28 protein-coding genes and 1 pseudogene are annotated in these 24879 nt (G+C 42.8%); 10 read left to right on the forward strand and 19 right to left on the reverse strand.

Annotated elements, in window-relative coordinates:
• Positions 1-271: 271 nt before the first annotated feature.
• Positions 272-1156: a nucleotidyltransferase-like protein gene (locus tag BTW01_RS10290; RefSeq protein ID WP_162102891.1), complete on the reverse strand. Its 885-nt coding sequence runs from the start codon at positions 1154-1156 to the stop codon at positions 272-274.
• 208 nt (positions 1157-1364) lie between these two features.
• On the opposite strand from BTW01_RS10290, the gene BTW01_RS10295 reads away from it, so the two are divergent.
• Positions 1365-1718, forward strand: a complete 354-nt coding sequence (locus BTW01_RS10295; protein ID WP_162102892.1) for a YgzB family protein — start codon at positions 1365-1367, stop codon at positions 1716-1718.
• Between the two features lie 33 nt (positions 1719-1751).
• Here BTW01_RS10295 and perR read toward each other — a convergent pair whose 3' ends face one another.
• On the reverse strand, positions 1752-2189 hold the full coding sequence (gene perR / locus BTW01_RS10300; protein WP_003223285.1) for a peroxide-responsive transcriptional repressor PerR: 438 nt from the start codon (positions 2187-2189) through the stop codon (positions 1752-1754).
• Between the two features lie 131 nt (positions 2190-2320).
• Complete coding sequence (gene bcp, locus BTW01_RS10305) at positions 2321-2794, reverse strand: thioredoxin-dependent thiol peroxidase (protein WP_162102893.1); 474 nt, start codon at positions 2792-2794, stop codon at positions 2321-2323.
• A gap of 152 nt (positions 2795-2946) precedes the next feature.
• On the opposite strand from bcp, the gene BTW01_RS10310 reads away from it, so the two are divergent.
• On the forward strand, positions 2947-4236 hold the full coding sequence (locus tag BTW01_RS10310) for a glutamate-1-semialdehyde 2,1-aminomutase (RefSeq protein WP_162102894.1): 1290 nt from the start codon (positions 2947-2949) through the stop codon (positions 4234-4236).
• 222 nt (positions 4237-4458) lie between these two features.
• Positions 4459-5520 carry an aromatic acid exporter family protein gene (locus tag BTW01_RS10315; protein ID WP_162102895.1) on the forward strand — a complete coding sequence of 354 codons (1062 nt, stop codon included), beginning with the start codon at positions 4459-4461 and terminating at the stop codon, positions 5518-5520.
• A 73-nt stretch (positions 5521-5593) separates the two neighbouring features.
• Here BTW01_RS10315 and BTW01_RS10320 read toward each other — a convergent pair whose 3' ends face one another.
• The 5 genes from BTW01_RS10320 to fabL all read right to left on the reverse strand — a co-directional run bounded on the left by BTW01_RS10320 (position 5594) and on the right by fabL (position 9603).
• On the reverse strand, positions 5594-7336 hold the full coding sequence (locus tag BTW01_RS10320) for an ABC transporter ATP-binding protein (protein ID WP_162102896.1): 1743 nt from the start codon (positions 7334-7336) through the stop codon (positions 5594-5596).
• Positions 7337-7422: 86 nt separating this feature from the next.
• Entirely contained in the window at positions 7423-7953 is a 531-nt protein-coding gene (locus tag BTW01_RS10325) for a DUF402 domain-containing protein (RefSeq protein WP_162102897.1), read from the reverse strand.
• 144 nt (positions 7954-8097) lie between these two features.
• On the reverse strand, positions 8098-8358 hold the full coding sequence (locus tag BTW01_RS10330) for a YgaB family protein (RefSeq protein ID WP_162102898.1): 261 nt from the start codon (positions 8356-8358) through the stop codon (positions 8098-8100).
• A 167-nt stretch (positions 8359-8525) separates the two neighbouring features.
• The gene (gene sspE, locus BTW01_RS10335) at positions 8526-8783 is read right to left on the reverse strand and encodes a gamma type acid-soluble spore protein SspE (protein ID WP_162102899.1); all 258 of its coding nucleotides are present in this window, start codon (positions 8781-8783) and stop codon (positions 8526-8528) included.
• A 67-nt stretch (positions 8784-8850) separates the two neighbouring features.
• The gene (gene fabL / locus BTW01_RS10340) at positions 8851-9603 is read right to left on the reverse strand and encodes an enoyl-[acyl-carrier-protein] reductase FabL (RefSeq protein WP_162102900.1); all 753 of its coding nucleotides are present in this window, start codon (positions 9601-9603) and stop codon (positions 8851-8853) included.
• A gap of 83 nt (positions 9604-9686) precedes the next feature.
• Between fabL and BTW01_RS10345 the strand changes: the two genes are divergently transcribed.
• Complete coding sequence (locus BTW01_RS10345) at positions 9687-9911, forward strand: hypothetical protein (protein ID WP_162102901.1); 225 nt, start codon at positions 9687-9689, stop codon at positions 9909-9911.
• 6 nt (positions 9912-9917) lie between these two features.
• On the opposite strand, the gene mutY is transcribed toward BTW01_RS10345, so the two are convergent.
• On the reverse strand, positions 9918-11027 hold the full coding sequence (gene mutY, locus BTW01_RS10350) for an A/G-specific adenine glycosylase (RefSeq protein WP_162102902.1): 1110 nt from the start codon (positions 11025-11027) through the stop codon (positions 9918-9920).
• Between the two features lie 216 nt (positions 11028-11243).
• Between mutY and BTW01_RS10355 the strand changes: the two genes are divergently transcribed.
• Positions 11244-12227, forward strand: a complete 984-nt coding sequence (locus BTW01_RS10355) for a metal-dependent hydrolase (RefSeq protein ID WP_162102903.1) — start codon at positions 11244-11246, stop codon at positions 12225-12227.
• Positions 12228-12422: 195 nt separating this feature from the next.
• On the opposite strand, the gene BTW01_RS10360 is transcribed toward BTW01_RS10355, so the two are convergent.
• The 6 genes from BTW01_RS10360 to BTW01_RS10385 all read right to left on the reverse strand — a co-directional run bounded on the left by BTW01_RS10360 (position 12423) and on the right by BTW01_RS10385 (position 18489).
• The gene (locus BTW01_RS10360) at positions 12423-15008 is read right to left on the reverse strand and encodes a YfhO family protein (RefSeq protein WP_162102904.1); all 2586 of its coding nucleotides are present in this window, start codon (positions 15006-15008) and stop codon (positions 12423-12425) included.
• A 68-nt stretch (positions 15009-15076) separates the two neighbouring features.
• Positions 15077-16066, reverse strand: a complete 990-nt coding sequence (locus BTW01_RS10365; protein WP_162102905.1) for a glycosyltransferase family 2 protein — start codon at positions 16064-16066, stop codon at positions 15077-15079.
• A gap of 225 nt (positions 16067-16291) precedes the next feature.
• On the reverse strand, positions 16292-17149 hold the full coding sequence (locus tag BTW01_RS10370; RefSeq protein ID WP_162102906.1) for an alpha/beta fold hydrolase: 858 nt from the start codon (positions 17147-17149) through the stop codon (positions 16292-16294).
• Positions 17136-17468 (reverse strand): SdpI family protein, encoded by a 333-nt coding sequence (locus tag BTW01_RS10375; RefSeq protein WP_162102907.1) that lies wholly within the window; start codon positions 17466-17468, stop codon positions 17136-17138. The genes BTW01_RS10370 and BTW01_RS10375 overlap by 14 nt, the downstream gene beginning before the upstream one ends.
• Positions 17469-17554: 86 nt before the next feature.
• Positions 17555-18073, reverse strand: a complete 519-nt coding sequence (locus tag BTW01_RS10380; protein ID WP_162102908.1) for an SH3 domain-containing protein — start codon at positions 18071-18073, stop codon at positions 17555-17557.
• A gap of 146 nt (positions 18074-18219) precedes the next feature.
• On the reverse strand, positions 18220-18489 hold the full coding sequence (locus BTW01_RS10385; protein WP_162102909.1) for a YfhJ family protein: 270 nt from the start codon (positions 18487-18489) through the stop codon (positions 18220-18222).
• 125 nt (positions 18490-18614) lie between these two features.
• Between BTW01_RS10385 and BTW01_RS10390 the strand changes: the two genes are divergently transcribed.
• Entirely contained in the window at positions 18615-18767 is a 153-nt protein-coding gene (locus BTW01_RS10390; protein ID WP_010330867.1) for a small, acid-soluble spore protein K, read from the forward strand.
• Positions 18768-18808: 41 nt separating this feature from the next.
• On the opposite strand, the gene BTW01_RS10395 is transcribed toward BTW01_RS10390, so the two are convergent.
• Positions 18809-19126, reverse strand: coding sequence for a YfhH family protein (locus tag BTW01_RS10395; protein ID WP_162102910.1), 318 nt, complete (start codon positions 19124-19126; stop codon positions 18809-18811).
• Positions 19127-19134: 8 nt separating this feature from the next.
• Positions 19135-19926 carry a recombination regulator RecX gene (gene recX / locus BTW01_RS10400; protein ID WP_162102911.1) on the reverse strand — a complete coding sequence of 264 codons (792 nt, stop codon included), beginning with the start codon at positions 19924-19926 and terminating at the stop codon, positions 19135-19137.
• A gap of 88 nt (positions 19927-20014) precedes the next feature.
• On the opposite strand from recX, the gene BTW01_RS10405 reads away from it, so the two are divergent.
• The 3 genes from BTW01_RS10405 (at position 20015) to BTW01_RS10415 (ending at position 21349) form a co-directional block, all read left to right on the forward strand.
• Positions 20015-20926 carry a TIGR01777 family oxidoreductase gene (locus BTW01_RS10405; protein WP_162102912.1) on the forward strand — a complete coding sequence of 304 codons (912 nt, stop codon included), beginning with the start codon at positions 20015-20017 and terminating at the stop codon, positions 20924-20926.
• Between the two features lie 54 nt (positions 20927-20980).
• Complete coding sequence (locus BTW01_RS10410) at positions 20981-21091, forward strand: YfhE family protein (RefSeq protein WP_003223230.1); 111 nt, start codon at positions 20981-20983, stop codon at positions 21089-21091.
• Between the two features lie 66 nt (positions 21092-21157).
• Entirely contained in the window at positions 21158-21349 is a 192-nt protein-coding gene (locus tag BTW01_RS10415) for a YfhD family protein (protein WP_162102913.1), read from the forward strand.
• 39 nt (positions 21350-21388) lie between these two features.
• On the opposite strand, the gene BTW01_RS10420 is transcribed toward BTW01_RS10415, so the two are convergent.
• The gene (locus BTW01_RS10420) at positions 21389-21973 is read right to left on the reverse strand and encodes a nitroreductase family protein (RefSeq protein ID WP_162102914.1); all 585 of its coding nucleotides are present in this window, start codon (positions 21971-21973) and stop codon (positions 21389-21391) included.
• 170 nt (positions 21974-22143) lie between these two features.
• Between BTW01_RS10420 and BTW01_RS18470 the strand changes: the two are divergent.
• Positions 22144-22227, forward strand: a pseudogene (locus BTW01_RS18470) (hypothetical protein); the annotation flags it as partial.
• Between the two features lie 42 nt (positions 22228-22269).
• On the opposite strand, the gene mprF reads toward BTW01_RS18470, so the two are convergent.
• Positions 22270-24840, reverse strand: coding sequence for a bifunctional lysylphosphatidylglycerol flippase/synthetase MprF (gene mprF, locus BTW01_RS10425; RefSeq protein WP_162102915.1), 2571 nt, complete (start codon positions 24838-24840; stop codon positions 22270-22272).
• Between the last annotated feature and the right edge of the window lie 39 nt (positions 24841-24879).

The raw sequence follows: 24879 nt of genomic DNA on the forward strand, positions 1-24879 counted from the left end.
TACAGTTCATCACATCCTGTGAGAACATCTGCATGACCTGCATCGTGCAGGCCCCTGACTACGCACATCGCTGTGCGATTTGTTTAAAACTGAATTAACAGGTACGTTTTGTCTTGTTTAGTTTTCAAAGATCATTTCCGCCTCTTGTTGAAGCGACTTTATTAATATAACATTTTGGATTTCTTTTGTCAAATGTTTTTATTTTATTTCTCCGCCGCTGTGAGCTTGTTTTTTCATAAGCGCATCAGCGACGTTTAATAATATATCATGGTCAGGAATCAGAGTCAACATCTTTTTCGAAAGAATATCCTCGGTGATAGACAGCCTGCCCTTTCGTTTCTATCTGGCAGACGTTGATAAGCCCTTTGTCTGTCAGGTAATCAAGCACAACGCCAAGGTCTTGGGTAAAATGCTTTAAATCCGGATGATGAAGAAGCTCACCGAATTGCCAAATATCTTTTTCTTTCATCACTTCGAAAAGATGAGCCGAACCAATCTCAGCTTTGGAATTGATCAGAAAATCATTTGCTAAGAATAATAATTCGAGTCTTTTTTCCAAGCTCTCGTGACTATCAATCAGCTCCGAATATAACTTATACACTTGAGGCTCTATTTGGCGCACTTGGCTCCATACCGTGGTTTCCGGATGAAATCCCCTGTCGATTACTTCAATGCGCGCTAAATGATGCAGCGCGTGAACAATCGCATTGTAGGCATCTAAAAATTGATTGGCTTCAAAAAAAGCTTTTCCTTCTATATATCTTCTTATTAATTTGCCGTATTCGAGTCCGATCTTCAGTTTGCGTTCAGCAAACGGAAATGTATTCAGCCTGTCACTCAGTCCAACTATGTATTCGTTACGGTCAAATAAAACTCTACCATTTACAACCCAATCTATGATTCTTCTATTGGTGCCGAGCAAAATCCATTCTTGAATCTGAGAATCTGTTACCACATGTAAAGAAGCTGTTTTTTGATCAAGTTCATAATGCTTTATAAAAACAGGCTCGTCAGCCTCCTTTACAATCACCAGCAAAGCAGCATCAAAGTTGTCTGTTAAAGAAGATGTTTTGTTTCTTCTCTCAATTATAATGACAGCCAATGTATTGGGATGACTAGCTCTTTCTTGGTAAATTGGACGGAGAAGATTATCCATCACTATTCCTCCAATGCAATTGTTCAAAATTTTTTATTCTCTATATTGATTCAATTCTATGATGAAAACGAAATTCCTTTTTTCTAAACATATTGAACTATTATAAACAATTTCGTAAAAAGTCTCCATATGTAAATTCAAGTTCAATCGAAAACATGAAGAAAATCCCATCAGGTTTGTGCTATAGTTACATCAAAGGGGGATGGACATGGCGAAATACTCCAGCAAAATTAATAAAATCAGAACATTCGCATTAAGTTTGGTTTTCGTTGGGTTTATCATTATGTACATCGGGATTTTTTTCAAAGAGTCAGTTTTGCTATCCAGCTTGTTTATGATACTTGGGCTTTTATCCATCGGTCTCAGCACGATTGTTTACTTTTGGATTGGAATGCTTTCGACCAAAGCGGTTCGTGTCATATGCCCGGCCTGTGAAAAGGAGACAAAGATTTTAGGGAGAGTAGATATGTGTATGCATTGCAGGGAGCCGCTGACTTTAGATAAAGGCTTAGAAGGAAAAGAATTTGATGAGTCTTATAATAAAAAGAAAATGTCAAAATAAAATAAGCTGACCGTTTCGACGGCCAGCTTATTTTTAATGGTTTTCTTTTTTCGAACACTCTTGGCAGACACCGTAAATTTCTAAACGGTGGTGGCTTACTTTGAAGCCCGTGACATGGGCAGCGAGCTGCTCCACTTCGTCAAGGCCCGGATAATGGAAGTCCACAATTTTACCGCAGTTTTCACATATCGCGTGATAGTGATCGGATGTGACAAAATCGAACCTGCTGGAAGCATCGCCGTATGTCAGCTCTTTTACCAAACCGGATTCCCGAAACACACGCAAATTGTTATATACCGTCGCTACGCTCATGTTAGGAAATTTCCCTTCCAGAGCTTTATATATATCGTCCGCTGTTGGATGAGCCATAGAGTTAACGAGATATTCCAGAATCGCATGACGTTGAGGAGTGATGCGAACTCCGGTTTCCTTCAACGTTTCTAAGGCTTCTTTTAGTTCATGTGCAGCCATCCGTCATGCACCTCTCTTCTAAAAAAAATTCTTACATTGTAATGTTTATAATTAGTGTAACTCTTTCTACGATAATTTGTCAATTGATATCAAGGCAAAAGTAATCATATCATTTGAGGATCATAAAAAAATTATTTTTCCGACATATCTTTGAGAGTTTGAAGCGCTTCGGCTACATGGTCTTTTACTTTTACCTTTCTCCATTCTTTTACGAGCCTGCCTTCTTTATCAATTAAAAAAGTGGAGCGCTCAATTTCCATATATTCTTTTCCGAAGTTCTTCTTCAGTTTCCAAACGTCAAACGCTTCCGCCAGCTTATGCTCGTCATCAACAAGAAGCAGAAAAGGAAGGTTATGCTTCTCTTTAAATTTTCCGTGTTTTTCCTGGCTGTCCGGGCTGACACCGATAATGACGGCATCAAGTTCTGCAAAGCTTTCGTGACTGTCCCGAAAATCGCATGCTTCAGTTGTGCATCCCGGTGTCATGTCTTTTGGATAAAAATAAAGCACAATATGTTTTCCTTTATAATCCGATAATTTCACTGTTTTTCCATGGTCGCCTTTCAACTCAAGGTCGGGCGCTTTTTGTCCGATTTCAATAGTCATTACATTACCTCCGATGTTTTTTTAATAAGCGTATCCAATTCTTGTCCAGATTACAACCATCGTTCCTTTCATCTTAAGCCTGATTCCATTGTTCTTGTATGGAAGCATGCTACAATAGAAAGGAGGCATGGAGATATAGGAGGTTTTTATTCTTGCATACAAAATCAATTGAACTTCACAACGAAGCATTAGAGCACATTGTCGGCGGTGTAAACAGCCCGTCTAGATCATATAAAGCAGTCGGCGGCGGTTCTCCCGTCGCAATGGAAAAAGCAAACGGCGCTTATTTTTGGGATCTGGACGGCAACAAATACATCGATTATTTGGCGGCGTACGGTCCGATCATTACCGGACATGCCCACCCGCACATTACAGAAGCGATTAAAAAAGCGGCAGAGAACGGTGTATTATATGGAACACCGACGAAACACGAGGTTACATTTGCAAAGATGCTCAAAGAAGCCATTCCCGCTATGGACAAAGTAAGATTCGTCAATTCGGGGACAGAAGCTGTTATGACGACGATCCGTGTGGCTCGCGCATATACAGGACGGACAAAAATCATTAAATTTGCAGGCTGTTATCACGGACATTCAGATCTTGTGCTTGTCGCTGCTGGTTCCGGGCCATCTACTCTCGGAACACCAGACTCAGCCGGTGTACCAAAAAGCATTGCAAATGAAGTCATCACAGTTCCATTTAATGATATCGAAAGCTATAAAGCGGCACTTGATAAATGGGGCAATGAAATCGCGGCGGTTCTCGTTGAACCGATTGTCGGCAACTTCGGAATTGTTGAGCCCAAAGAGGGCTTCTTAGAAAAAGTGAATGAACTGACACATGATGCAGGCGCCCTCGTTATTTACGATGAAGTCATTACGGCTTTTCGCTTTATGTATGGCGGCGCGCAGGATCTTCTGCAAGTGAAACCAGATTTAACAGCACTCGGAAAAATTATCGGCGGCGGACTTCCGATTGGCGCCTATGGCGGTAAAAAAGAAATTATGGAGCAGGTAGCTCCACTCGGACCGGCTTATCAGGCTGGAACAATGGCCGGGAACCCCGCTTCTATCCTAGCAGGCATCGCTTGTCTGGAAGTGCTCAAAGAGGAAGGCGTGTATGAAAAGCTCGATCATCTTGGCGCTATGCTTGAGGAAGGCATTTTACAACACGCGGAAACACACGGCATCACGATTACTGTCAACCGCTTAAAAGGTGCGCTCACGGTTTATTTCTCTGATGAGAAAGTCGAAAATTACGAGCAGGCTGAACGCAGTGATGGCGAAACATTTGCTACATTTTTCAAGCTGATGCTGGAACGCGGAGTTAATTTAGCTCCTTCTAAATATGAAGCCTGGTTTATTACTACCGCACATACAGAGCAGGATATTAAAGACACGCTTGCAGCAGTGGAGGATGCTTTTAAACATCTTAAGAACTAGAATCAGTCATCAAGGACAGGAGCATTATGCTCCTGTTTTTTTACGAATTCAAATTTCGTGTAAGATTTTGGTCCTTTTCTAGAAAAATAGCTTGAATATTTGGATTGATCCCTGTATATTACTTAATTGTTTAGCAAATAAACTAACCGGGAATTTTAAGGATTAGCCATTTGCTACGAATGTCATACAATTTACTATAGAAAGGAATGCACGCACAAACCAATGAAACTTGGTGCCCGCATTTTCAAAACAGGGATTGCGATTACACTTGCCCTTTATTTGGCTTCGTGGATCGGGCTTCCCGCGCCGATTTTTGCTGGGATTGCAGCGATATTTGCGATCCAACCGTCGATTTACCGCTCTTTTCTTATTATTATTGATCAGGTTCAAGCAAATATTATCGGAGCAGTGATTGCCACATTATTCGGCCTTATTTTCGGACCCAGCCCAATTATGATCGGGCTGACAGCTGTTATTGTCATTACAATCATGCTGAAGCTTAAAATTGAACACACTATTTCGATTGCTCTTGTAACAGTCATTGCGATTTTGGAATCTGCCGGTGACGACTTTTTGATGTTCGCACTGATCAGAACAAGCACAGTTATCTTAGGGGTGCTTTCTTCCTTTATCGTCAATCTTGTGTTTTTGCCTCCTAAGTACGAAACAAAGCTGATTCATAATACCGTCGAAAACACTGAAGAAATTTTGAAGTGGATCAGACTGTCTATGCGACAGTCAACAGAGCATTCGATTTTAAAAGAGGATATTGAAAAACTGAAAGAAAAAATGATCAAGCTTGATCAGACATATCTGCTATATAAAGAAGAAAGAAGCTATTTTAAGAAAACGACTTATGTGAAATCTAGAAAGCTTGTCCTGTTCAGGCAGGCTATTATCACAGCAAACCGGGCGCTTGATACATTGAAGAAGCTGCATCGTCTGGAAAACGACATCTATCATATGCCGGAAGAGTTTCAAGAAACACTGACTGAAGAGCTTGATTACCTGCTGTACTGGCATGAGCTGATTTTGATGCGGTTTGTCGGCAAAATTAAGCCGCATGATGACACAGATGGAGAAGGCATTCAATATAAACAGCTTTTAACAAAATCATTTTTAAAAAATCAGCAAAATACGGATGATGAGCTTATTGATTACAACATGCTTAATATTATGGCAAGTGCTGTAGAATATCGCGAGCAGCTTGAACATTTGGAAACACTCATCACGAGTTTTCAAACGTATCATCCGAAAGACTGTGAAATAGAAACAGAAGAGTAACCCGGCTATCAAGCCGGGTTTTTATATACAAAAAAATCTTATATCCTTTGTTAAAAGGATATAAGATTGAGGTTCAGCTCAAGTTTTGAATGGTAAATAAGTGCTTGTACTGGCTGTCATAGTCCATGAGTTCATCATGGCTTCCGATTTCGATGATTGTGCCGTTTTCCATAACGACAATCTTATCCGCATGTGTGATCGTCGATAGACGGTGGGCGACAACAAAAGTTGTTCTGTCCTTCGCCAGTTTGTCCATTGCTTCTTGAATGTAATGCTCACTTTCCAGGTCAAGAGCTGATGTCGCTTCATCTAAAATAAGGAGCGGCGGATTTTTCAGAAAGACCCGCGCGATTGAGATCCGCTGCTTTTGTCCGCCTGACAGCTTAACGCCTCTTTCTCCCACCCGGGTCTCATACCCTTCAGGAAAATTCATGATGAATTCATGGGCATTGGCAGCTTTGGCGGCTTCAATAATTTCGTCAAGAGTGGCATCAGGTTTGCCGATTGCGATATTTTCCCGAATCGTTTCGCTGAATAAAAAGGTATCCTGAAGCACCATGCCAACCTGGTTGCGAAGGCTTCTCGCTTCATAATCGCGAATATCAGTCCCGTCAATCATCAGTCTGCCGCTTGTGACATCATAAAATCTCGGGATCAGACTGACGAGTGTTGATTTGCCTCCTCCGCTCATGCCGACAAGGGCTACGGTTTCTCCTTTATTTACTTTTAAAGAGACATTATGAAGAATGTTGTCTTTTTCTTTTTCATATTGAAATGATACGTTTTGAAATTCCACTTCTCCGCGGATTTGGTCAGCTTTAATAGCATTTGGTTTATCAGTGAGTTCATATGGCTCGTCAATAAATTCAAACACCCTGTCCATTGATGCGATGGACTGTGTCAATGTTGTAGAAGAATTAATCAGCCTTCTCACAGGATTGTACATTCGGTCAATATATCCGACAAAAGCGACCATTGTTCCGACTGTCAGCGGTCCATTAATGACAAAATAGCCTGCGCATGCAATCACGATGAGCGGCGCCAAATCTGTAATGGTATTGACGACTGCAAAGGTTTTGGCATTCCAATTCGTGTGGCTGATGGCTTTATCTAAGAAATGGCTGTTTTTCTCATTAAAATTAGCTTGTTCATGATCCTCTATTGCAAAGCTTCTGATGACCGGCATGCCTTGAATGCGCTCGTGTAAATGCCCCTGCACTTGAGCAAGCGCCTGCGAGCGCTCCCTTGTCAGCTTTCTTAAACGGCCGTAAAAATACTTCACTGATATGCCGTATAATGGGAATAAAACGATTGAGATCAGTGTCAATTTAATGTCCAGTGTCAGCATGATAGAGATCACAATCAAAATCGTCAGCATATCAAGCCATATATTCATCAAACCTGTGATAACAAAATCTTTTGTTTGTTCCACATCATTGATCACTCGGGAAATAATTTCCCCTGTTCTTGTATTCGCATAAAAACGAAGACTTAGTTTCTGTATATGGCTGAACAGCTTGGCTCTTATATCGTAGAGCACCTTGCTGGCTGTCCACTGGGCAAAATATTGGCGATAATATTCAACAGGCGGGCGCAAAATTAAAAATAAGGCGAACATAATCGCCATAATGGTGAACAATGACGTTGTTTTGCCGCTGGCCGTTCCGCCTCCTTGGATAATATCGTCAACGACGTACTTAAGAAGCAATGGGAGAGCAAGCGGAATGGAGAATTTTACAATTCCGATTAATACTGTAATGAAAATTTGCTTCCTATAAGGTTTGACGAATTGCATATATCGTTTCATAACCCCCACGTTGAATCCCCCTCTCTTTCTCATGATGTAAGTGTGCGCCCATGTGAAAAACCTGTTGTACCCCGCAACAGGTTTTTACGTAACTATTATTTTGTATAGTGTAAATACCGTTCATACCACATATCGACAAACTCTGGCGCAAACGGTCCCTGACGCTGGTGAATCCAGTGAAGCAGCGTGTTTAAGTAGTCTCTTAAAATACTGTCGATTTCTTTCGGGTAGTTCATGGCTTTCCGATGATCGTCATATTCGTCTTCATCGAGAATATTGTACGTCATATCAGGAAAAACCTTAACATCTAAGTCATAATCAATATATTTAATTGCTTCGTCATCATAGGCAAACGGAGAACTGATATTGCAATAGTAATGAACCCCGTCTTCCCTCAACATCCCAATGACATTAAACCATTGTCTTGCATGAAAATAACAGATTGCGGGCTCTCTTGTTATCCATGTCCGGCCGTCTGATTCAGTTACCATCGTCCGGTCATTGGCTCCGATGACACACATTTCTGTACTTTTTAAAATTGTTGTTTCATTCCAAATTCTATGAATCAGCCCGTTATGCTTATAGCTGTGAATCTGAATGGTTTCTCCTTCCTTGGGATAGCCCATATTTCTCCCCTACTTTCTATAAAGCCCTACAAGGTAGTATGTCCAAATTTGCTTACCGACAACGTCTTTTACCTATTATAACGTTACAAATTAAAAAATGAAAATAAAAGAGCCATTCCGGCCGGGGAATGGCACATTCCTGTTCTACACAAAGGAAGATGGCTTTTCTGAGTTGCGATATGAACGAATTACCTGCTCTGTCTGCTTTTGAAACATATCCTGTATATCAGCAAGATGTTTCCGTTTTACCGCAATCTCAGCCTGAATTCCCCGCAGCCTTGCGTCCTTTTCCAAATGCCGAAGTTCTGCTTCAATTTGTTTGCAGCGGTCGAGCTCTGATTGGAGCTCGAGAAGCTTGTCCATCGTCTTCATTTGTTCACATACCAGCTTTTCAAATTCCGTCATCGGTTCCTCCTTCAGCCTGGTGAAAGTATAAACGTTCCTCCTTTAATCATTCGATTCCAACCAGGTAAACCCTTTGACACATTCTGTAGACCTTTCACAAGTTTTGTCGTTTTACAAACGAAAAAAGCACTTCATCTGAAGATGAAGTGCTTTTTTTGTTTCAGTGATTAGCTGTTTTGTTGTTTGTTTTGTTCAGCAGATTGGTTTTGCTGTCTAACCTGCTGAGCGTTCGTTTCGCTAGCGAATTCAGTGCCGAATTGACCTTGTTGGCCGGCAGCTGATTGCTGGTTTTGTTTTCTGACTTGCTGAGCGTTTGTTTCACTAGCAAATTCAGTGCCGAATTGACCTTGACCAGCAGCTGATTGTTGATTTTGTTTTTTGACTTGTTGTGCGTTTGTTTTGCTGAAATTATTTGAGTTAGCCATTGTTATCACCTCCACGGTCATTAGAATGTGCAGGTGATCGTACGGCTATTCCTCTTTTTTAAAATTTTTAAACGAGCAGTGAGCGTCCTCCGTCAACGATAATTGTCTGTCCGCGGATCATGTCAGCCTTGGAAGACACTAAAAATTCAACAGTATCAACCATGTCTTTAATTTCAACCATACGTCCCGCCGGCGTGTTTTGACGTGCATCCTCAAGCAGATCCTCTCTGTTCGGGAAGTGTTTGAGAGCATCTGTATCAATCGCTCCGCCTGATACGGCATTGACGATAATTTGTTTTGGTGAAAGCTCAACCGCAAGATAACGGGTTAAAGCTTCTAATGCCGCTTTTGATACGCCCACTGTCGTATAGTTTTCAAGATAGCGGATCGAACCTAGTGAACTGATACTGACAATATGCCCGCCTCCGTTCTTTTCCATTAGCTTGGCCGCTTCTTGAGCACAGAAAAGCAAAGCTTTCGCGTTAATGTTCATGGTCCAGTCCCAATGTGTTTCTTCTAGTTCCATGACAGGTCTCAGAACGCCTGAAGCCGCATTATTGACAAACACATCAAGTCTGCCGAATGTTTCATCAATTTGCTGAAACATTTCTTTGATTTTTGCCGGCTGGCCTACATTTGCTTTCACGACAAGCACTTTGACACCCAGCTTTTCGATTTCTTCCGCTGTTTCCAAAGCTGCTTTTTTGCTGCGGGCATAGTTAATGACAATGTTATAGCCGTTCTCAGCTAGTCTCATCGCGGCTGCTTTTCCGACACCGCGGCTGCTTCCTGTTATGAGTGCACATTTATTTTGTTCCATTTTTTCCTCATCTCCTTGTAGCGTATAGTTCTTTTATTTCCACAAACAATAATGGCAAGAACTGAAAAAGGGGGTCTTCTGTTATGTATGTCGGACGTGATATGAGCGAATTAAACATGGTTTCCAAAGAAGATTGGAAGAACAGTGAGCTCGCCTATTTTCATCATGCCTTTCAGCAAATTATGCCTTATTTGAACGAAGAAGGCCAATCAAAATATCGGGAATTAACGCAAGAAATTGAAGCGCGCGGCGGAATGAAGCGCAATGAAGCCGACTACACCCATGGCACGCGCGTTTCCTACGATTAAACATGTTTACGGAGCAGCCGAGTCCGCGGCTGCTTCCACTGCCATTTTCCAGATTTTTTGATGTGATACTGGGAACGCAAACTGTTCAAGCTCTTCTTTCGATACTTTTTTCAGCTCTTTGGCATCTGACACTTGTTTTACTTTACCGAAAAATACAGAAATATTCCATACAAGGTGGGTGAAAACGTGTTCGACAATACCTTGCAGATCACTGATATCAGCTTTTATCCCATGTTCATTTTCTAAAAATGCAGTGAGCTGTTCACGCTCGGTTTTGATTCCTTTTTGTGTTTCAAGATTAGGGAATTCCCATAGGTTGGCCAGCAAACCTTTTGACGGCCGCTTGTGTATATACACTTGTCCGTCTTCATCCGTCAGTACGATCGCGGCCATTGTTTTGACCCCGGGTTTTTTCTTTTTGCTTTTTACCGGAAGCTCCTGTTCAGTGCCTTCTTCAAATGCTGAGCAGTGTTGCTGAACCGGGCATAGAAGGCATGACGGCGATTTTGGCGTACAAATCAAGGCTCCTAGCTCCATTAGACCTTGATTGAATTCAGATGGTTTTTCTTTGGAAATGAATGCACGGATCGCGTCTTCAAAGACCGTTCTTGTTTTTGGTTTGGCAATATCATCCCAAATAGAAAGAATTCTGGACATGACACGCATCACATTTCCGTCAACCGCAGGAATAGGTTTATTGTAGGCGATACTGAGCACCGCTCCCTTTGTATAAGGGCCGACGCCTTTTAAGCCGCCAAACGCTTTCTCTTCTGAAGGGACAACGCCGCCATACTCCTGTTTCACTTCTTTTACAGCGCTTTGCAGATTTCTGACTCGTGAATAATAGCCGAGACCCTCCCATGCTTTCAGCACCTTTTCTTCATCAGCATCAGCGAGTGTTTCCACTGTCGGAAATTGCTCCACAAACCGCAGAAAGTATGGGATCACCGTCTCTACTCTCGTTTGCTGCAGCATGACTTCAGATACCCACACTTTATATGGATCTTGATCCTCTCTCCACGGCAAAACGCGCTGTTCCCGTTCGAACCATGAGATGAGATCATCGCGAAATTGCTGTATGTCTTTTTGTTTTAATTTGTCTTCAAGTACGTTCATATGTGTTTCTCTCCAGTCTTTCGCGCCCCGCTTTTCTTTAGACTGTTTTTTGTTGTACACTAAGGGCACAGTACGATAATATGTTACATTAAATAGAAGTAAAGAAAAAGCAGAAATATATGAGAACGATTGAATCGATTTGAAAATGGGGTATATGAAAACGGGGAATATCTTACAAAAGTGAATGTGCAGGACAATCCTGCAAGGAGGTCACCTATGGATACAGGCACACATGTCGTGATGGGCATTGCACTTGGCGGTATCGCTACACTGGACCCTGTTACCGGATCAAATCCCGCAATGGCTCACGCTGTTATGATCGCAACGATTGCAGGCTCTCAGGCTCCAGATATTGATACTGTGTTAAAGCTTAAAAACAATGCTGTTTATATAAGAAATCACAGAGGATTTACCCATTCCATTCCCGCCGTTTTGTTTTGGTCTGTCATTATTCCGGCGATTTTGCATGTGTTTTATCCGGAGGCCAATTTTCTGCACCTGTGGCTGTGGACGCTGCTGGCGGTCGTACTGCATGTCTTTGTTGATATTTTCAATGCGTACGGAACACAAGCGGTACGTCCATTTTCGAAAAAATGGGTTGCGCTCGGTCTGATTAATACGTTTGATCCGTTTATTTTTATCAGCCACCTGGCTGCTATCGCTGTTTGGTATGCAGGCGGCAATCCCGGCATTACGTTTCTCAGCTTATACATCATATTGGCAGGCTATTATTTAGTACGCCTGATTATGCAGCTGAGAATTAAACGGAAGCTTCGTGAGATGATTCATGATGAGATTGAAAATATTATTATTTCACCGACGATGAAATTCAGGCAATGGCGGATCGCCGTAACGACAGCCCATGCTTTTTATGTGGGAAGAAGCATGGAAGGGCACGTCGTAATTCTGGATACATTTAATCGGGTGCCTGTTCCTGAAACCGACGTGATGCATGCGGCAAAGCAGGATGATAACATTGCGGCGTTTCTGTCATTTTCTCCAGTTTACCGGTGGGAAGTCGATACGTTTAAAGATCATTACGAGGTAAGGTTTATAGACCTGCGTTATCGGAGCAAAGGCCATTACCCATTTGTCGCTATCGTTCATATCGGCCATGATCTCACGATTCGGTCGTCTTATACAGGATGGATATTTAGCGAAGAAAAGCTTCAGAAAAAATTAAAGCTCGGCTCTGTTTAGAGCCGGGCTTTAATTGTTGTCAAAATCCTAAAACTTTTCATTTTAGGATTTTGACATCCCTGCGCGTTGATGTTCGCGAATGATAACATTCGCTCCGCTCCAATGCTCATCCCTCCTAGACTTCAAGGGTTTTCAATCCCGCTGAGATAAACCTGACAACGAATGCGAGGGTTTGTCGACACGCTGAGCCAGGCTCTATTTAGAGCCTGGCTTTTTTCGTCTAATATATATAATAGCAATCAGCAGACTGACGAGAGTGAGCATCATTGATATTTTAAAATATGGCGGATAGTAAACCAGCTCAATGTGATTGTCTCCCTTTTGCGCCTTGAAACCTAGAAAAGCATAATCCACTTTTTCGAGCGTCTGTGGTTTCCCGTTAATCTTCAGCTCCCAGCCTTTTTCATAAGGAATCGGAAGCATGATGTACTGGTCTTTTGACAGATGATATGCAAATGTCAGCTTATTTTTATCCCATTTCAGATTGTCTGCTTTGTCTGTGTTGTTTTGCAGCACTGCGCTTTTCAGTGTGCTGTAGTTTTCTTCATAGAGTGCTATGTTTTTCAGCTCATACGCCCCTTTTGGAAGCTTGATTGAGATATGGTCTGATTTAGGCACTCTGACTGTGATATCGTTTACTCCTGTTTTATAAATTGATTGGTTCGATTTCCTCGTTGTGACATAATCATTGACCTTTAGTGTAAATCCTTTGTCTTTTGCTTTGCTTTTCAAATAAAAGCTGACATAGTAGTCTCCCGGAGCGGATGAAGCCTCTTCCGGAGTGATGATCAGTTCTCCTCCGTTTACTCCAGTTACAGTGAGCAGTCCGTTTTGATACTGAGCATGTTTTGCGGTGATATTCGACTTGCGAATCAAATTGGCCAGTTTTGGCACCTGCTCCGTTTTTTCTGACGGATTTGCTAACACAATTCCTTTCAGCATGGCCTGTTCTTTCGCAAGAGCGGGTCGTTTGTCCAGCTCGCTTTCGCTGTATAAGACATCAGCTGTTTTGACAAAAGGAAGCATGTATTGATTTTCATAAATGACATAACGCTCTGATTCCGCATGCTTTTTGAAGCCATACGGGACGTTGGCTTCATTTGTTTTTTCCGTCATGTAATATTTGCCGTAAAGCAGGCTGTATAAATTCGCCCTGTCTCCGAATGACGCATAACGGCTGACGCTTTCTCTCCCCATGTCGATGCTCAAATCATTCCAATAGAAGGTCAGCAGATGTTTGTTCAAAATGCTTGAATAGGCGCTGACTCCATTAAACCCGTAAATGATTGGCGTATTATTAAAGACACCATTCATCCAGTCAATTCTCATGAGCGGATCATCATCTTCCTTCTGTAAGCGCCTGATGAGCTCAGAAGCTTCTTGCCCTTTGTATTCCTCACCCGTGAGATATGCTTTTGTCACACTATCCAAACCGCCTCCTTCTGAGAGCGCGTATTTTTGATAGATGTTGGCGATAAACAGTGAAGAAAGAATAACTACACCGTATACAGCTGCTTTCGCCCATTTTTTCGTGAAGCCCGCAGCAAACAACGCTGCGATTGTCAGGAATAAGAGCAATAGAATGCTTTTATTCGCAGTCTCCCATATATCCAGTTCATACCTGTGGATATGATACATGTAAAGAAGCAGAACAACAGCTATGGCCGGGAGCAATTCTTTCCATTTCAATTTAGACAGCTGTGACAGGCCCGCTGCGGCTGCCCCCGCAATGGTAAATGCCAGAACATATTCAAACCGGTTTTGCGGGGCGGAAAAGCCGTTAAACACACTTGCCGCATACGGGCTGAAGTGAAAAAGAATAAATAACAGGCTCACCCCGGCAAAGAGTCGAAACACACGGTTTTTGTAAAAAGAAACAATAAACAAAAACAGCAGAAAGGCTGCCGGCAAAATGATAATCCGGCTCGAAAATAAGATATTATCATCGAAATTGAGCCACTCGATTTTCTGGCTGTACGGGGGACGCAGGTTGTTTAAATAACCATATACCACCGGCACAAATGCCGCCGTACTGATACCAAAGGAAATAAGGCCTGAAACCAAAAACATTCTGAATTGGATCCATCTTTTCTCTTCATGCTTTTCCAGTATGATCAGCCATCTGAATAGCACGTAGATTCCGATGAATATAAGGTTTATGTATGCAAAGTAAAAATTATTGATTAACGTTAGCGCGCACGCAATGATAAACCATGCCGGACGACGCTCTCTCATGATTTTTTCTGCTCCGAGCACAAGCAGCGGGAGCCAAATCATCGTATCGGTAAAGAATTCCCAATATGCTTCGTGGCGGAAATAAATGATCGAGACACCGTATAACACAGCCCCCGTAAACGAAGCCGCTCTATGTTTGAGAAGGTAGTGGAAAACAGATGCAGCTGTAAAGATGATCAAACTCAGTTTAAAAATACTGACAAAAACAGCTGACTCCGCCCAAAAAAGCGTATCCGCTTCTCCGATCAGCTGGATCGCTTGAAGAAGCCAGACGCCGGCGGATACAACAAGAAACAAAAAGGAAGCAGAAAAATAATAGCCGAGCTGACTGAATGTGCCGCCGCCGAGTCCGAATGAATATTGATAGAAAAAATTCAAGTGTGTGTATTGGTCAAATAATAATTTTTTAAATACAATCATTTGTGCAAGCCCGTCACCCGGGCCTGTCATATACCTGCCGTCTGCCCATTCTTTCACAAAAAAAGCGTGTGCCAGAATGGAAACAAGCAGACTGGCCGCATAAATCATGACATATTTTCTTTTCATATAAATTCTCCAGTCTTGCTTTTAGATAGTGGACATACAAAAAAGCACTGGCAATAGCGCTTACATATTCAGTGCATTTTTGTCAGACGCCGCATGCTTTTCAATTCTTTCGTTTCAGGCAGGTCTTTGTTCGTGATATTCGCTTCTTTAATCAAATAATGCGGGCGTTTTTTTGTTTCATAATAGATTCGGCCGATGTATTCGCCTATGATGCCGAGACTTAGCAGCTGTACTCCGCCGAGAAATAATACTGCTGAGATAATGGTGAAATAGCCAGGCACAGAAATGCCGTTTGTCAAAATTTTAACGAATGTGGCAATGATATAAATGACGGAAAGCAGCAAAATGAAAATGCCGGTATAAAAGCATATTCTCAGCGGCTTATGGTTAAATGAAACGACGCCGTCCATTCCATAGTTAAACAGACTGCTGAACGACCATTTGGATGTGCCGTTTTTTCGTTCGACATTTTCATAAAACACAATTTTTTGATCGAATCCAATCCAGCAAAATAAACCTTTGGAGAAGCGGTTGCCTTCGCTCAGTTTCAAAAGAGCGTCCACTGCTTGTCGGCTTAACAGCCGGAAGTCTCCGACACCGTCACGCAGATCCACCTCCACTGCTTTATTAATGAACTTGTAATACAGAGATGAGAGGAGTGAGCGGACAGGGTTGTCTCCTTTTCGATTTCTTTGGGCAATGACTTGATCATAGCCTTCTTCATAGCCTTTGATAAATTCTTTCAGCAAATAGGTTGGATGCTGCAGATCAGCGTCCATTACGATGACCGCCTCGCCTTGAACATGCTCAAAGCCGGCCAGAATTGCGGCTTCTTTGCCGAAGTTTCGAGAGAAGGATATGTATTTCACCTTGCTGCATACGGCTGCCAAATCTTTGATCTGCTGAAGCGTGTCATCAACACTTCCGTCGTTTATGAAGAAAATTTCATAGTCATAAGGAATGGTCTTAAATTCCTTTTGCAAAGATTCATGAATGAGTTTGACATTATCTCCTTCATTGTAAGACGGAATGATAATCGAGATTAATCCTTGCTTCATTAAGGCACCTTCTTCTTTTTATTCTATTTAAGTTTTGCCTTAGGGGGGTGCAGACAAATCTTCAATAAGGCTATTCCTTTTTTAAAAGTCGTTTAAACCTGCTTTTTGTTACATTTTATGGTGTCATTTTTAATGTTATTTTGTCATGTTTAAAACAGACTATGAAAAAAACGCACAGAAAAAGTCTGCCATTATGACAGACGAGCGGAGAGACATTCTGACTTATTATTTTTTTAGATAATCCAGAATAAGCTGATTGACGATGTCAGGTTTTTCGTGATTAATCCAATGGGATGCTTCATCAACAAAAATGAGATGTCCATTCGGGCAGTGTTTTTCCGTCTCTTTCGCAAGCTTTCTGCTTAAAAAGCGATCTTCCATTCCCCAGATCAACCGGTAAGGTACTGTTTCACAACTGGTTTTCTCTGCAAGGCTTCCTTTTCTGAGGGCTCTGTACCAGTTCAGCATAGCTGTCAGTGCACCAGGTTGTTTCCATGCTTCTTTGTATTTGCTGACATCCTCAGACGTAAACATCTCAGGGCGTGTCGATAACCCAATCGCTTTATCTAATGCTTCGTAATCATTGTCCTTTAGTGATGCCTCCGGTTTGTCGGACAGCTGAAAGAAGGCGATATACGAGCTTTTCAGCCATTGCGGCGGATACATCGGCGTGACGGTTTTCATAACGTGCGGATGCGGGATATTGATGGCGATCAGCTTTTCAAGATATTCTTGACGGGTGGACGCCAAATGCCATGCGACTGCCCCTCCCCAGTCATGCCCAATGACAATTGCTTTTTCATCTGTGAATTGTGTTATCAGTCCGATGATATCATCTCTTAACGTATCAATCCGGTACGAATCAATTCCCTCTGGTTTGTCACTGAGATTGTAGCCGCGCTGATCGGGCACGATAACTCGGTACCCCGCATCGGCAAGCGGTTTGATTTGGTTTTTCCAGCCGTACCAAAATTCTGGAAACCCATGGAGCAGAACAAGCAACTGCCCGTCCTCCGGTCCTGCGGTTGCAACGTGAAGCGTAATTCCGTTTGTTTTGACAAATTGGCATTTAACTCCGTCCACTTCTATCTCCTCCTTGACTGCGCGTCATATTTTTCAGCCTTTTTTCCGTAAGCACACATGTCATGACACAGGCGGAAAGCAGCAAAATCAGCTGAAGAATGATCAAGTTCGATTTCAACAGCAAACCCATCCCCGCAATCAAAAAGCCTGACAGGATCAGCAATGATGCGCTGTAACGGTTCGCTTCATCCCATAAACGTTGATCTGACATTGAGCGTCTCGTTCTGAATCCGTACACACTGTTGATGGTTTTGGGCGGAAACAGTTTAATCAGTATCCCCGCGATGATCATGCAGCCTCCGCTGACTAAACCAGCCATATCATCATCTCCTTTCTCATTGTTACGTGCAGAAAGAAGAAATGTTTCATACAAAGGCAAAAAGACAAGCTCTCTGCCTGCCTTATTTATCGTATTTGTAAGTCCTTTGTCTGAATATAGCCCTGATGCCTGCCATCATCAACAAACGCCCATTTGAAATCAAATCCGCCGTTTTCACTGAATCCCCAACCAAGCAATGTCACCTCTGTTCCGGTTGAAAGCTGTTTGGCTTTTCCATTTTCGGGTGTCGGTGAGTAGAAGGCTGTCTGATTCGCTGTTTTTGCTTGTCTTGCGGTTTTCATTAAGAAGTGTGTTGAAATATATGCTTTTTTCCCTTTGAACTGAATTTGAGCCCAATCGGCATTTGCGAAACCATTAACTGTAACTTTTTGTTCTGATGATAATGTGCCAAGAATTTTACCTTTATGATTTGGCTCAGTCCTGACATTCAGCTTTCCTGTTTTTATCATGTAAGAATCGGATGAAGGCATGCTGGCAGATATGTCGTGAAGCGGCGCAGCTTTTGCTGCGGGAGCGGAATAAAGTGCTGTCATACTAAGTCCTGCGGCAGCTGTTAAAGCGAGCATTACTTGTTTCTTTTTCATATAAAGCTCCTCCTCGCATTTGACAAGATATATGTGGTATTCCCTGATTAAACGGCGAGTGAAACACGTTTTGTTCATTTTTTCTAGCTGTTAAGGTAATTTTAAGGAAATAAAAAAACCTGCCGGATGATAGACGGCAGGTTTTTTCAATGCAAAAGGCCTCTGCTTTGGTTTAAGTAATCATTTACATCCTCACGGGAACTTTGGAAAAGGTGGAGCTGGCCGCCATAGTTTTCGATCCATTGTGTGACGATTTTTTCTGTCATTTTTTCACCTTGATAGGTGTGTCCGGCTTTTGCATAGGTCGCTTCGAAATCGCTCCATAACAATTCCACCCATGTTTTTGCCTGTATATAGCTGATCATATCGTTCTTTTCCAGAAGCAGATTTGTCAGTTTCTCAATGTACGTATCCATGTGTGCAGTTCTCCTTTCTTCAGGAAAAAAATAACGCTTTAAAACGTGGGGTTCTCCATATAATAACCTTACGTCTTCATGTGAAAAGACGCAACTTTTTGATCTCGAACCTAGGAGGAACTGATATGGTCCGGAATAAAGAAAAAGGATTTCCATACGAAAACGAAAATAAATTTCAGGGTGAACCGAGAGCAAAAGACGACTATGCTTCAAAGCGCGCTGACGGATCGATCAATCAGCATCCTCAAGAAAAAATGAGAGCCTCAGGCAAACGATAAAGAAAGCCGCTGCAGTGATTCATATAAAAAGAGGCTGAAATTCAGCCTCTTTTTTCCTGCAATACTGAGATTGGCAGCGCTTCTTCTTGCTGGGGGGACGAGGTTCTGTATCCCCATGCGAAAACGCCGTTTATATAACTGATGGTAAACTCGTCTTGAGAGTCTTCCACACGATATGTTTCCCCCGGTGAAAATTTTTCCGGGTTCAGCAAATATGCTTTTGCCATCGTAATTTTCCGTTCGAGCACTGCCAGTTCGTTTATGATTCCATGCTGTTCGGCTTTTCTTGCTTTTTCAGAAAGTGAGGCGATTTCGGTATTGAGTTCGTGCGGTGTCATTTGACTGTATCGTTTCTCCATTTTTTCAGCTACTCCTCTTCCTGCAGAAATTGCTCGATTAAATCGAGTGAGAATCCTTTGCGGAATAAAAATTGTTTGACCTTCATGGCGCTTTCATAGGAGCCGTCATAGCGGTATTTTCTTATCGCTTTTTCCGCATGCAGGCGCAGCGCTTCTTTTTCTGTGTCTTCATCATTTTCGTATTCAATCTGCTCTAGCGCCGCACTGATGACATCAAAAGAGAAGCCCTTGCGCTGAAGCTGCATCTGTGCGCGCTGTTTGAGCTCTTTCGTCGAAAGTTTTTTATCCTTTTTGAGAAGCTTTTCAACATGTTTGACCGCTTCCCTTGTCTGATCTTCAAAGGAAAAGGAGCTCAGCGCTTCCTTAATTGTATCGTCGTCGATCCCTTTCGCTCTCAGCTCTCTGAATAATACGTCAGGGCCTTTTCCGTTCGTTTTTTTGTGGGTGCTGACGTAGGCCGCGGCAAACTCCGCGTCGTTTAAGTACTTGTAGTCGTTGAGCTTATGAATCACTTCCGCAATGACGGGGGCAGAGGTTTCTTTTTTCTTTAAGTGGTCCTCCACCTCTTTCGTTGATCTCATTCGGTAGGATAAAAATTCAATTGCACGGTTGAAGCCTTTTTTCACTTCATCACCGTATTGAATCTCAATGATTTCAAGGTCATCGAGCTCTTTTCCCTTTGTGAGCTCAAATTTCACGAGCACGTCCGCATCCACACTGAAGGCGTATTTATCATCGAGAAAGATATTAAAACGTTCCGTATTCTTTTTTTGTGTTGATATTTTTGTAATAAATGGCATTTTAATCTCCCTTCTCAGGCCTGACACGCGTTTTCTTTTATGATAATGAGGTAAAGTATACTAATTAGAACGATGAGGAGAGATGTTCATGAATATTGCAATGACGGGCGGAACCGGTTTTCTCGGCCGGCATCTGACAGGCGTTTTTATCCGCCAAGGTCACCATGTTTATATTTTATCAAGAAACGCAAGGGAAACTGAACAAAAAAATATCACATATGTCCAATGGCTGACAGAAGGAGCCGCACCTGAGCAAGAACTTCCTCATATTGATGTCTGGGTAAACCTTGCTGGAAAATCGATTTTTGGCCGCTGGACAGAAAAAACGAAGCAGCTCATTCTCTCCAGCCGTATCAATGCGACTCGTGAAGTACAGCGGCTCATTCATAAACAGAAGGACAAACCGAAGGCGCTAATCCAGGCTAGTGCTGTCGGTATTTACGGCACAAGTCTTGAAAAAACCTTCACAGAGGATTCCCCAACGTCAGATGAGGATTTTCTCAGCCATACGGCGCATATGTGGGAAAAGGAAGGACAAAAAATTGAGGCGATGGGCATCCGGACGGTTTATGCGAGATTTGGTGTGATGCTTGGAGAAAAAGGCGCTCTCCCGCTCATGGTTCTTCCCTATAGATTGCTGGGCGGCGGCACGATCGGAACGGGCAGACAGTGGCTGTCATGGATTCATGTCGAAGACGCCGCCCAGATGATCCGGTATGCGATGGAAAACACCGGCATCTCAGGCCCTATGAATGTCACCGCGCCAAACCCGGTGGAAATGAAGCAATTCGGGAAAACGATTGCGCAGGTGAAGCATCGTCCCCACTGGCTTCCCGTTCCAGAGTTCATTTTGTCGAAAGCATTGGGTGAAATGAGTCTTCTCATTGTGAAAGGGCAGCGCGCGCTCCCCAAAAAAGCGCTGACTTCTGGTTTTCGTTTCACCTATTCAGATCTTACATTCGCACTCTCACAGCTGATAACAGACGGAAAGGCTGTATAAAAACGGAAGGAAACGTCAACCTTAAGAATAACATGGTTGAAGGAGGTCCTTTCTATGGAAAAGAAGAGGGAGAAGCATCAGCAAGGCGCTAATTTAAAGAAAATGCAGGAAGTTCTTTATTCAGGCGAATTTAAAAAAGCGGAAAAAGCTGCTAAACGAAAATAGGAATACATAGCCCCCTAAAGCCAAATACTATATTTGTTTGATATCACTTTTTAGGGGGAATTTGATATGGGCAGAAATCATATCCACAAAAACCGTGATAAAAACAAACAAAAGCTTCCTCAAGTTCCCGATGCATTAAAAAGGGAAACTGACGGCGTTTACGAGGAATATTCAAGCGAACTTGCCGATGCGGATGACCGTAAAGCGCAAGAGCGTGCGAAAGCAGCCGACAATAGAGCGAAAAAGAGAACCCGTTAACGAAAAACCCCTTGTCTCGGTTTGAGACAGGGGGTTTTTTTACAACTCGGTAAACCGCTCACGGATCGGTGTGCGTTTTTTCACTTCCGGCGCTTCATCAGGATAGCCCGTTTGTATAATGGCGGCAAATCGTTCATTATCCTGTAAATCAAAGGCCTGCTGGACTTCTTTGTCGTAAAGGATTTTTCCGCTTTTCCAAACCATGCCGATTCCTTTTTCCCAGGCAAGAAGCTGAAGGTTTTGGATCAATGAGCTGGTAGCCGCAAAATCATCATCTCTCGCTCTTTCGTTTTCATCTTGCCGGAACACGACGAGCAGGAATCCCGGTACGCGTCCGAGTGTGTTTTTGAAATTTTGCAGTTTTTCCTCTGTCATATCAGGTTTGGATTTCTTAGAGAATGCTGCAAATGTATTGATGAGATTTGCTTTTCCTGTCTCACTGGAAACGTAAATAAATCTCCATGGCTCTGTCACTCTGTGATTTGGCGCATATTTTGCCGTTTCAAGCATGTCAAGAATAACCGCTGAGGGCACTGGCTCTTGTTTAAATTTTCGAATTGATCTTCTGCTGCGTATGATGTCACGCAGTTCTGAATGTTGATCTATCTGTTCGGTTTGAGGCATACCGTCTCACCTCCTGCACAATTGAAAATGATTATCATTCATAATAATAACGGAAAGTGCCTCTTGTTGTAAACCATCATCGGTATTAAATTTACAGAATGCGGGTTCCTAAGTGTACAGCCGTTTCTGTGAAGTGATCCCTTCTTCTTTCCCATTTTCCGCCCTTGTTCAAGGATATTTTTTCAGCAATGTTCTCTATAGGCAGGAAAGAGTCCATTCCTGATATGGATGCCGATGTACTGTTTTATTTCACTTAAAACCTATTCCATAAAGACGAAAAAAAAGACTCCATCTGATTAGAAGGAGTCTTTTTTGCTTTTTCCGATCAGCCGCGTGACAAGGAACATGGTGACAGAAAGAGATCTGTTTTTCCGGTAGGCCAAGTATTTGCCGCGCCATTCCGGTTTGTATTTTTCTTTAAAGGCTCTTAGGCCGCTGAAGCTGTACATGTACCTGACATTATTAAAAATGACAGCGGCAAATCTTTCTGACCAGAAGGAGGTAAAGGCGGTGCCGACATTTGCCAATGGCGCCATTCCCATGTTAAACGACGTGCAGCCTTCCTCCTTCGCCCATAAAAACATACGGATGAATAATGCGTCCATAATGCCGTTCGGGGCGTCATCACGGTAGCGCATCAGATCAACCGATATCTCTCCTTCCTGATACATCGGCATGACATTTGCAAACGCAACGATCTCTCCTTCGGCATTTTTCATATAGGCGATCGGTGCTTTCTGTAAATAGGACGAATCAAAAAATCCGAGTGAAAATCCCTTCTCCTTTTTCGAGCCGAGCCATTCATCTGAGATTTGTTTCAGCTCCTCCAAAAACACATCAGAAAATGGGGGATGATCCACATGGAAGGTATACTCCTCCCGCTCAAATCGGTTATTGATGGCCCGAAGACCGGCTTTTTTCTTCCCGGTCAAGGTAAATGTATTCAAATCTACATAGGCTTCCTCGCCCAGCTTAAAGAAGTTATAGCCAAAATCGTGATACAGCGCCATGTCCTCTCGTTCAATTTGATAGAATAAAACGCTGAATCCCTTTTGATGCGCTTCGTTCAGAAATTCTTCCAGCACGAGCGGGAACGATTGTCGTTCACCGGATGGATCACCGAGCACAACCAGCCTTCTGGCGATTTTTCCAAACAGGAGAAGTGCATTCCCATCACTTGAAAAATAAAACCGCTTATCTCCAAGATAGCCGAGGTGGCTCAGCGCATTTCCGCCTTTTTCATTTAAAAACGAAGCAAAGCGTTCGGAATCAGCTTCTTCCCCGATCGGTTCTGTCTTCCTATGATACACCACTGTAAATATGAAGAAGAACAGCGGCACAATGATAATCGCCATGATCGTCGCATACGTGATATGAGAATCGCTGTGGACGAAATATTCATGGCGCATCACTTTCTTCATCCGATCCCAAATGAAGCCCGCGATCAGGTTGTAGTTAAAAAGGGCTACGGTAAACAGCGCCACAGCGAATATCATTTGCCCAAGCGTATAGGATGCCTGTTCCCGCTGGAATTGTTTTTTCAAAAGCACGAGCAATACGATAATCATCGGCAGTACAAATATCGCACTGATGTTGAGTCCTTTTAAAAAGCTGAACACAAAGCCGCCGACAAGTGCTGTAATTGCCATCTTATAGGAACGTTTTGTCCGTTTATAAAGCTCGATTGGCAAAATCAGCAGAATAAGTGCTGAGCTTAAAGACAGTCCGTTGAACAGCAAAAGGGCCGGGCGCGGAATGTGCGGAATAACCGTCAGCCTATCAATCGGCAGGGATACTGAAGCCAGAACGATCAGCCCGGCAACAAACACAATAAGCGAAAGTGAGCCTTGCAAAATTTTCACTAATACCGCCCGCTGGACAACAAGCAGAACGTTTGTCGTCTCAATTGCCGGTGCGATGCGCGGATTCGTTTCGAGCCGTTTCATTGTGTTTTCGGTCAGGTCACCCGCAGCAAAAAACAGTCCCAAAACAAATGGAATAAACGAATAGGCAAGCCTGTACAAAACAATAGAAGTAACAATGGCCTCCTGATGATAACCAAGCTGCTCCATCCCGAGCAAAAACAAAAGGTCAAACGATCCGAAACCGCCTGGCACAAGGCTGATCATCCCTCCGATCGCCGCAATGACGAAGACGCCGAATACATATCTGATATCAGCATGAATGCCCATAGCGAATAAAGCAAAATAGATGACGAATCCGGCCATAAGCCATTCGGCAACAGAAGCACCGATATAAGCGAAAATCGGATTTTTCACTTTGTCCGTATTTTCTTCATTTCCGTCTTTGCGGCCTTTTATTTTGGCCACCGCTAAAGATACCGGCAAAATCAGCGCGAAGCCGATAACGACAGCCCACAGCCACGGCTTCTCATGGATCACTTCATCCACTGGCAGCACCCGCGCAGCGACGAAAATACTGAAAACAGATAACCCGAGCAGCATAGAGGATGTAAGCCAGGCGATTCCTTTGACGAGGGTCTTTTGATCTTTCGTATGCTCTTTATAAAACATCATTCTTAGCCCGACTCCGGCTAATCCGCCGAATCCCAGAACGTTGTTAAATGAGTTGGCGATCCAAGAAACCCTGAATACCTTTCCGTTTGTGATCGACAGCCGCAGGGAGTATTTCAGAACGTAATCATACAGCGACATGGCTGAAACAGCCAGCAGGCCGATCAATACAAGGATGAATAAGTCTGTTCGTTCCAGCCCATTTATGACCATAAGCGTGCGTTTGAATGACAGATTTGTCAGTTCTTGTTTCGATTGATAAATAACAAATAATAAAACAGCAATAGGAAAAACAATTTTTAAAATAGATAAAGCATTTTTTTTAATCAGCAATGGTCTCTCCAATCATATTCTAGTTCGTTTTTCTTCCCC

This window comes from Bacillus sp. SKDU12 (genome assembly GCF_010093085.1).
Classification (GTDB): domain Bacteria; phylum Bacillota; class Bacilli; order Bacillales; family Bacillaceae; genus Bacillus; species Bacillus mexicanus.

Bases quoted from the DNA above. Each gene is read 5' to 3' on its own strand.
- BTW01_RS10390 (WP_010330867.1), top strand. From the start codon at position 18,615: ATGGTCCGGAATAAAGAAAAAGGATTTCCATACGAAAACGAAAATAAA.
- BTW01_RS10415 (WP_162102913.1), top strand. From the start codon at position 21,158: ATGGGCAGAAATCATATCCACAAAAACCGTGATAAAAACAAACAAAAG.
- BTW01_RS10315 (WP_162102895.1), top strand. From the start codon at position 4,459: ATGAAACTTGGTGCCCGCATTTTCAAAACAGGGATTGCGATTACACTT.
- BTW01_RS10405 (WP_162102912.1), top strand. From the start codon at position 20,015: ATGAATATTGCAATGACGGGCGGAACCGGTTTTCTCGGCCGGCATCTG.
- BTW01_RS10360 (WP_162102904.1), bottom strand. From the start codon at position 15,008: ATGAAAAGAAAATATGTCATGATTTATGCGGCCAGTCTGCTTGTTTCC.
- fabL (WP_162102900.1), bottom strand. From the start codon at position 9,603: ATGGAACAAAATAAATGTGCACTCATAACAGGAAGCAGCCGCGGTGTC.
- bcp (WP_162102893.1), bottom strand. From the start codon at position 2,794: ATGACTATTGAAATCGGACAAAAAGCGCCCGACCTTGAGTTGAAAGGC.
- BTW01_RS10380 (WP_162102908.1), bottom strand. From the start codon at position 18,073: ATGAAAAAGAAACAAGTAATGCTCGCTTTAACAGCTGCCGCAGGACTT.
- recX (WP_162102911.1), bottom strand. From the start codon at position 19,926: ATGCCATTTATTACAAAAATATCAACACAAAAAAAGAATACGGAACGT.
- BTW01_RS10330 (WP_162102898.1), bottom strand. From the start codon at position 8,358: ATGACGGAATTTGAAAAGCTGGTATGTGAACAAATGAAGACGATGGAC.
- BTW01_RS10395 (WP_162102910.1), bottom strand. From the start codon at position 19,126: ATGGAGAAACGATACAGTCAAATGACACCGCACGAACTCAATACCGAA.
- BTW01_RS10410 (WP_003223230.1), top strand. From the start codon at position 20,981: ATGGAAAAGAAGAGGGAGAAGCATCAGCAAGGCGCTAATTTAAAGAAA.
- BTW01_RS10290 (WP_162102891.1), bottom strand. From the start codon at position 1,156: ATGGATAATCTTCTCCGTCCAATTTACCAAGAAAGAGCTAGTCATCCC.
- BTW01_RS10420 (WP_162102914.1), bottom strand. From the start codon at position 21,973: ATGCCTCAAACCGAACAGATAGATCAACATTCAGAACTGCGTGACATC.
- BTW01_RS10375 (WP_162102907.1), bottom strand. From the start codon at position 17,468: ATGGCTGGTTTAGTCAGCGGAGGCTGCATGATCATCGCGGGGATACTG.
- BTW01_RS10365 (WP_162102905.1), bottom strand. From the start codon at position 16,066: ATGAAGCAAGGATTAATCTCGATTATCATTCCGTCTTACAATGAAGGA.
- BTW01_RS10295 (WP_162102892.1), top strand. From the start codon at position 1,365: ATGGCGAAATACTCCAGCAAAATTAATAAAATCAGAACATTCGCATTA.
- sspE (WP_162102899.1), bottom strand. From the start codon at position 8,783: ATGGCTAACTCAAATAATTTCAGCAAAACAAACGCACAACAAGTCAAA.
- mutY (WP_162102902.1), bottom strand. From the start codon at position 11,027: ATGAACGTACTTGAAGACAAATTAAAACAAAAAGACATACAGCAATTT.
- BTW01_RS10385 (WP_162102909.1), bottom strand. From the start codon at position 18,489: ATGGATACGTACATTGAGAAACTGACAAATCTGCTTCTGGAAAAGAAC.
- BTW01_RS10355 (WP_162102903.1), top strand. From the start codon at position 11,244: ATGGATACAGGCACACATGTCGTGATGGGCATTGCACTTGGCGGTATC.
- perR (WP_003223285.1), bottom strand. From the start codon at position 2,189: ATGGCTGCACATGAACTAAAAGAAGCCTTAGAAACGTTGAAGGAAACC.
- BTW01_RS10345 (WP_162102901.1), top strand. From the start codon at position 9,687: ATGTATGTCGGACGTGATATGAGCGAATTAAACATGGTTTCCAAAGAA.
- BTW01_RS10325 (WP_162102897.1), bottom strand. From the start codon at position 7,953: ATGGGCTATCCCAAGGAAGGAGAAACCATTCAGATTCACAGCTATAAG.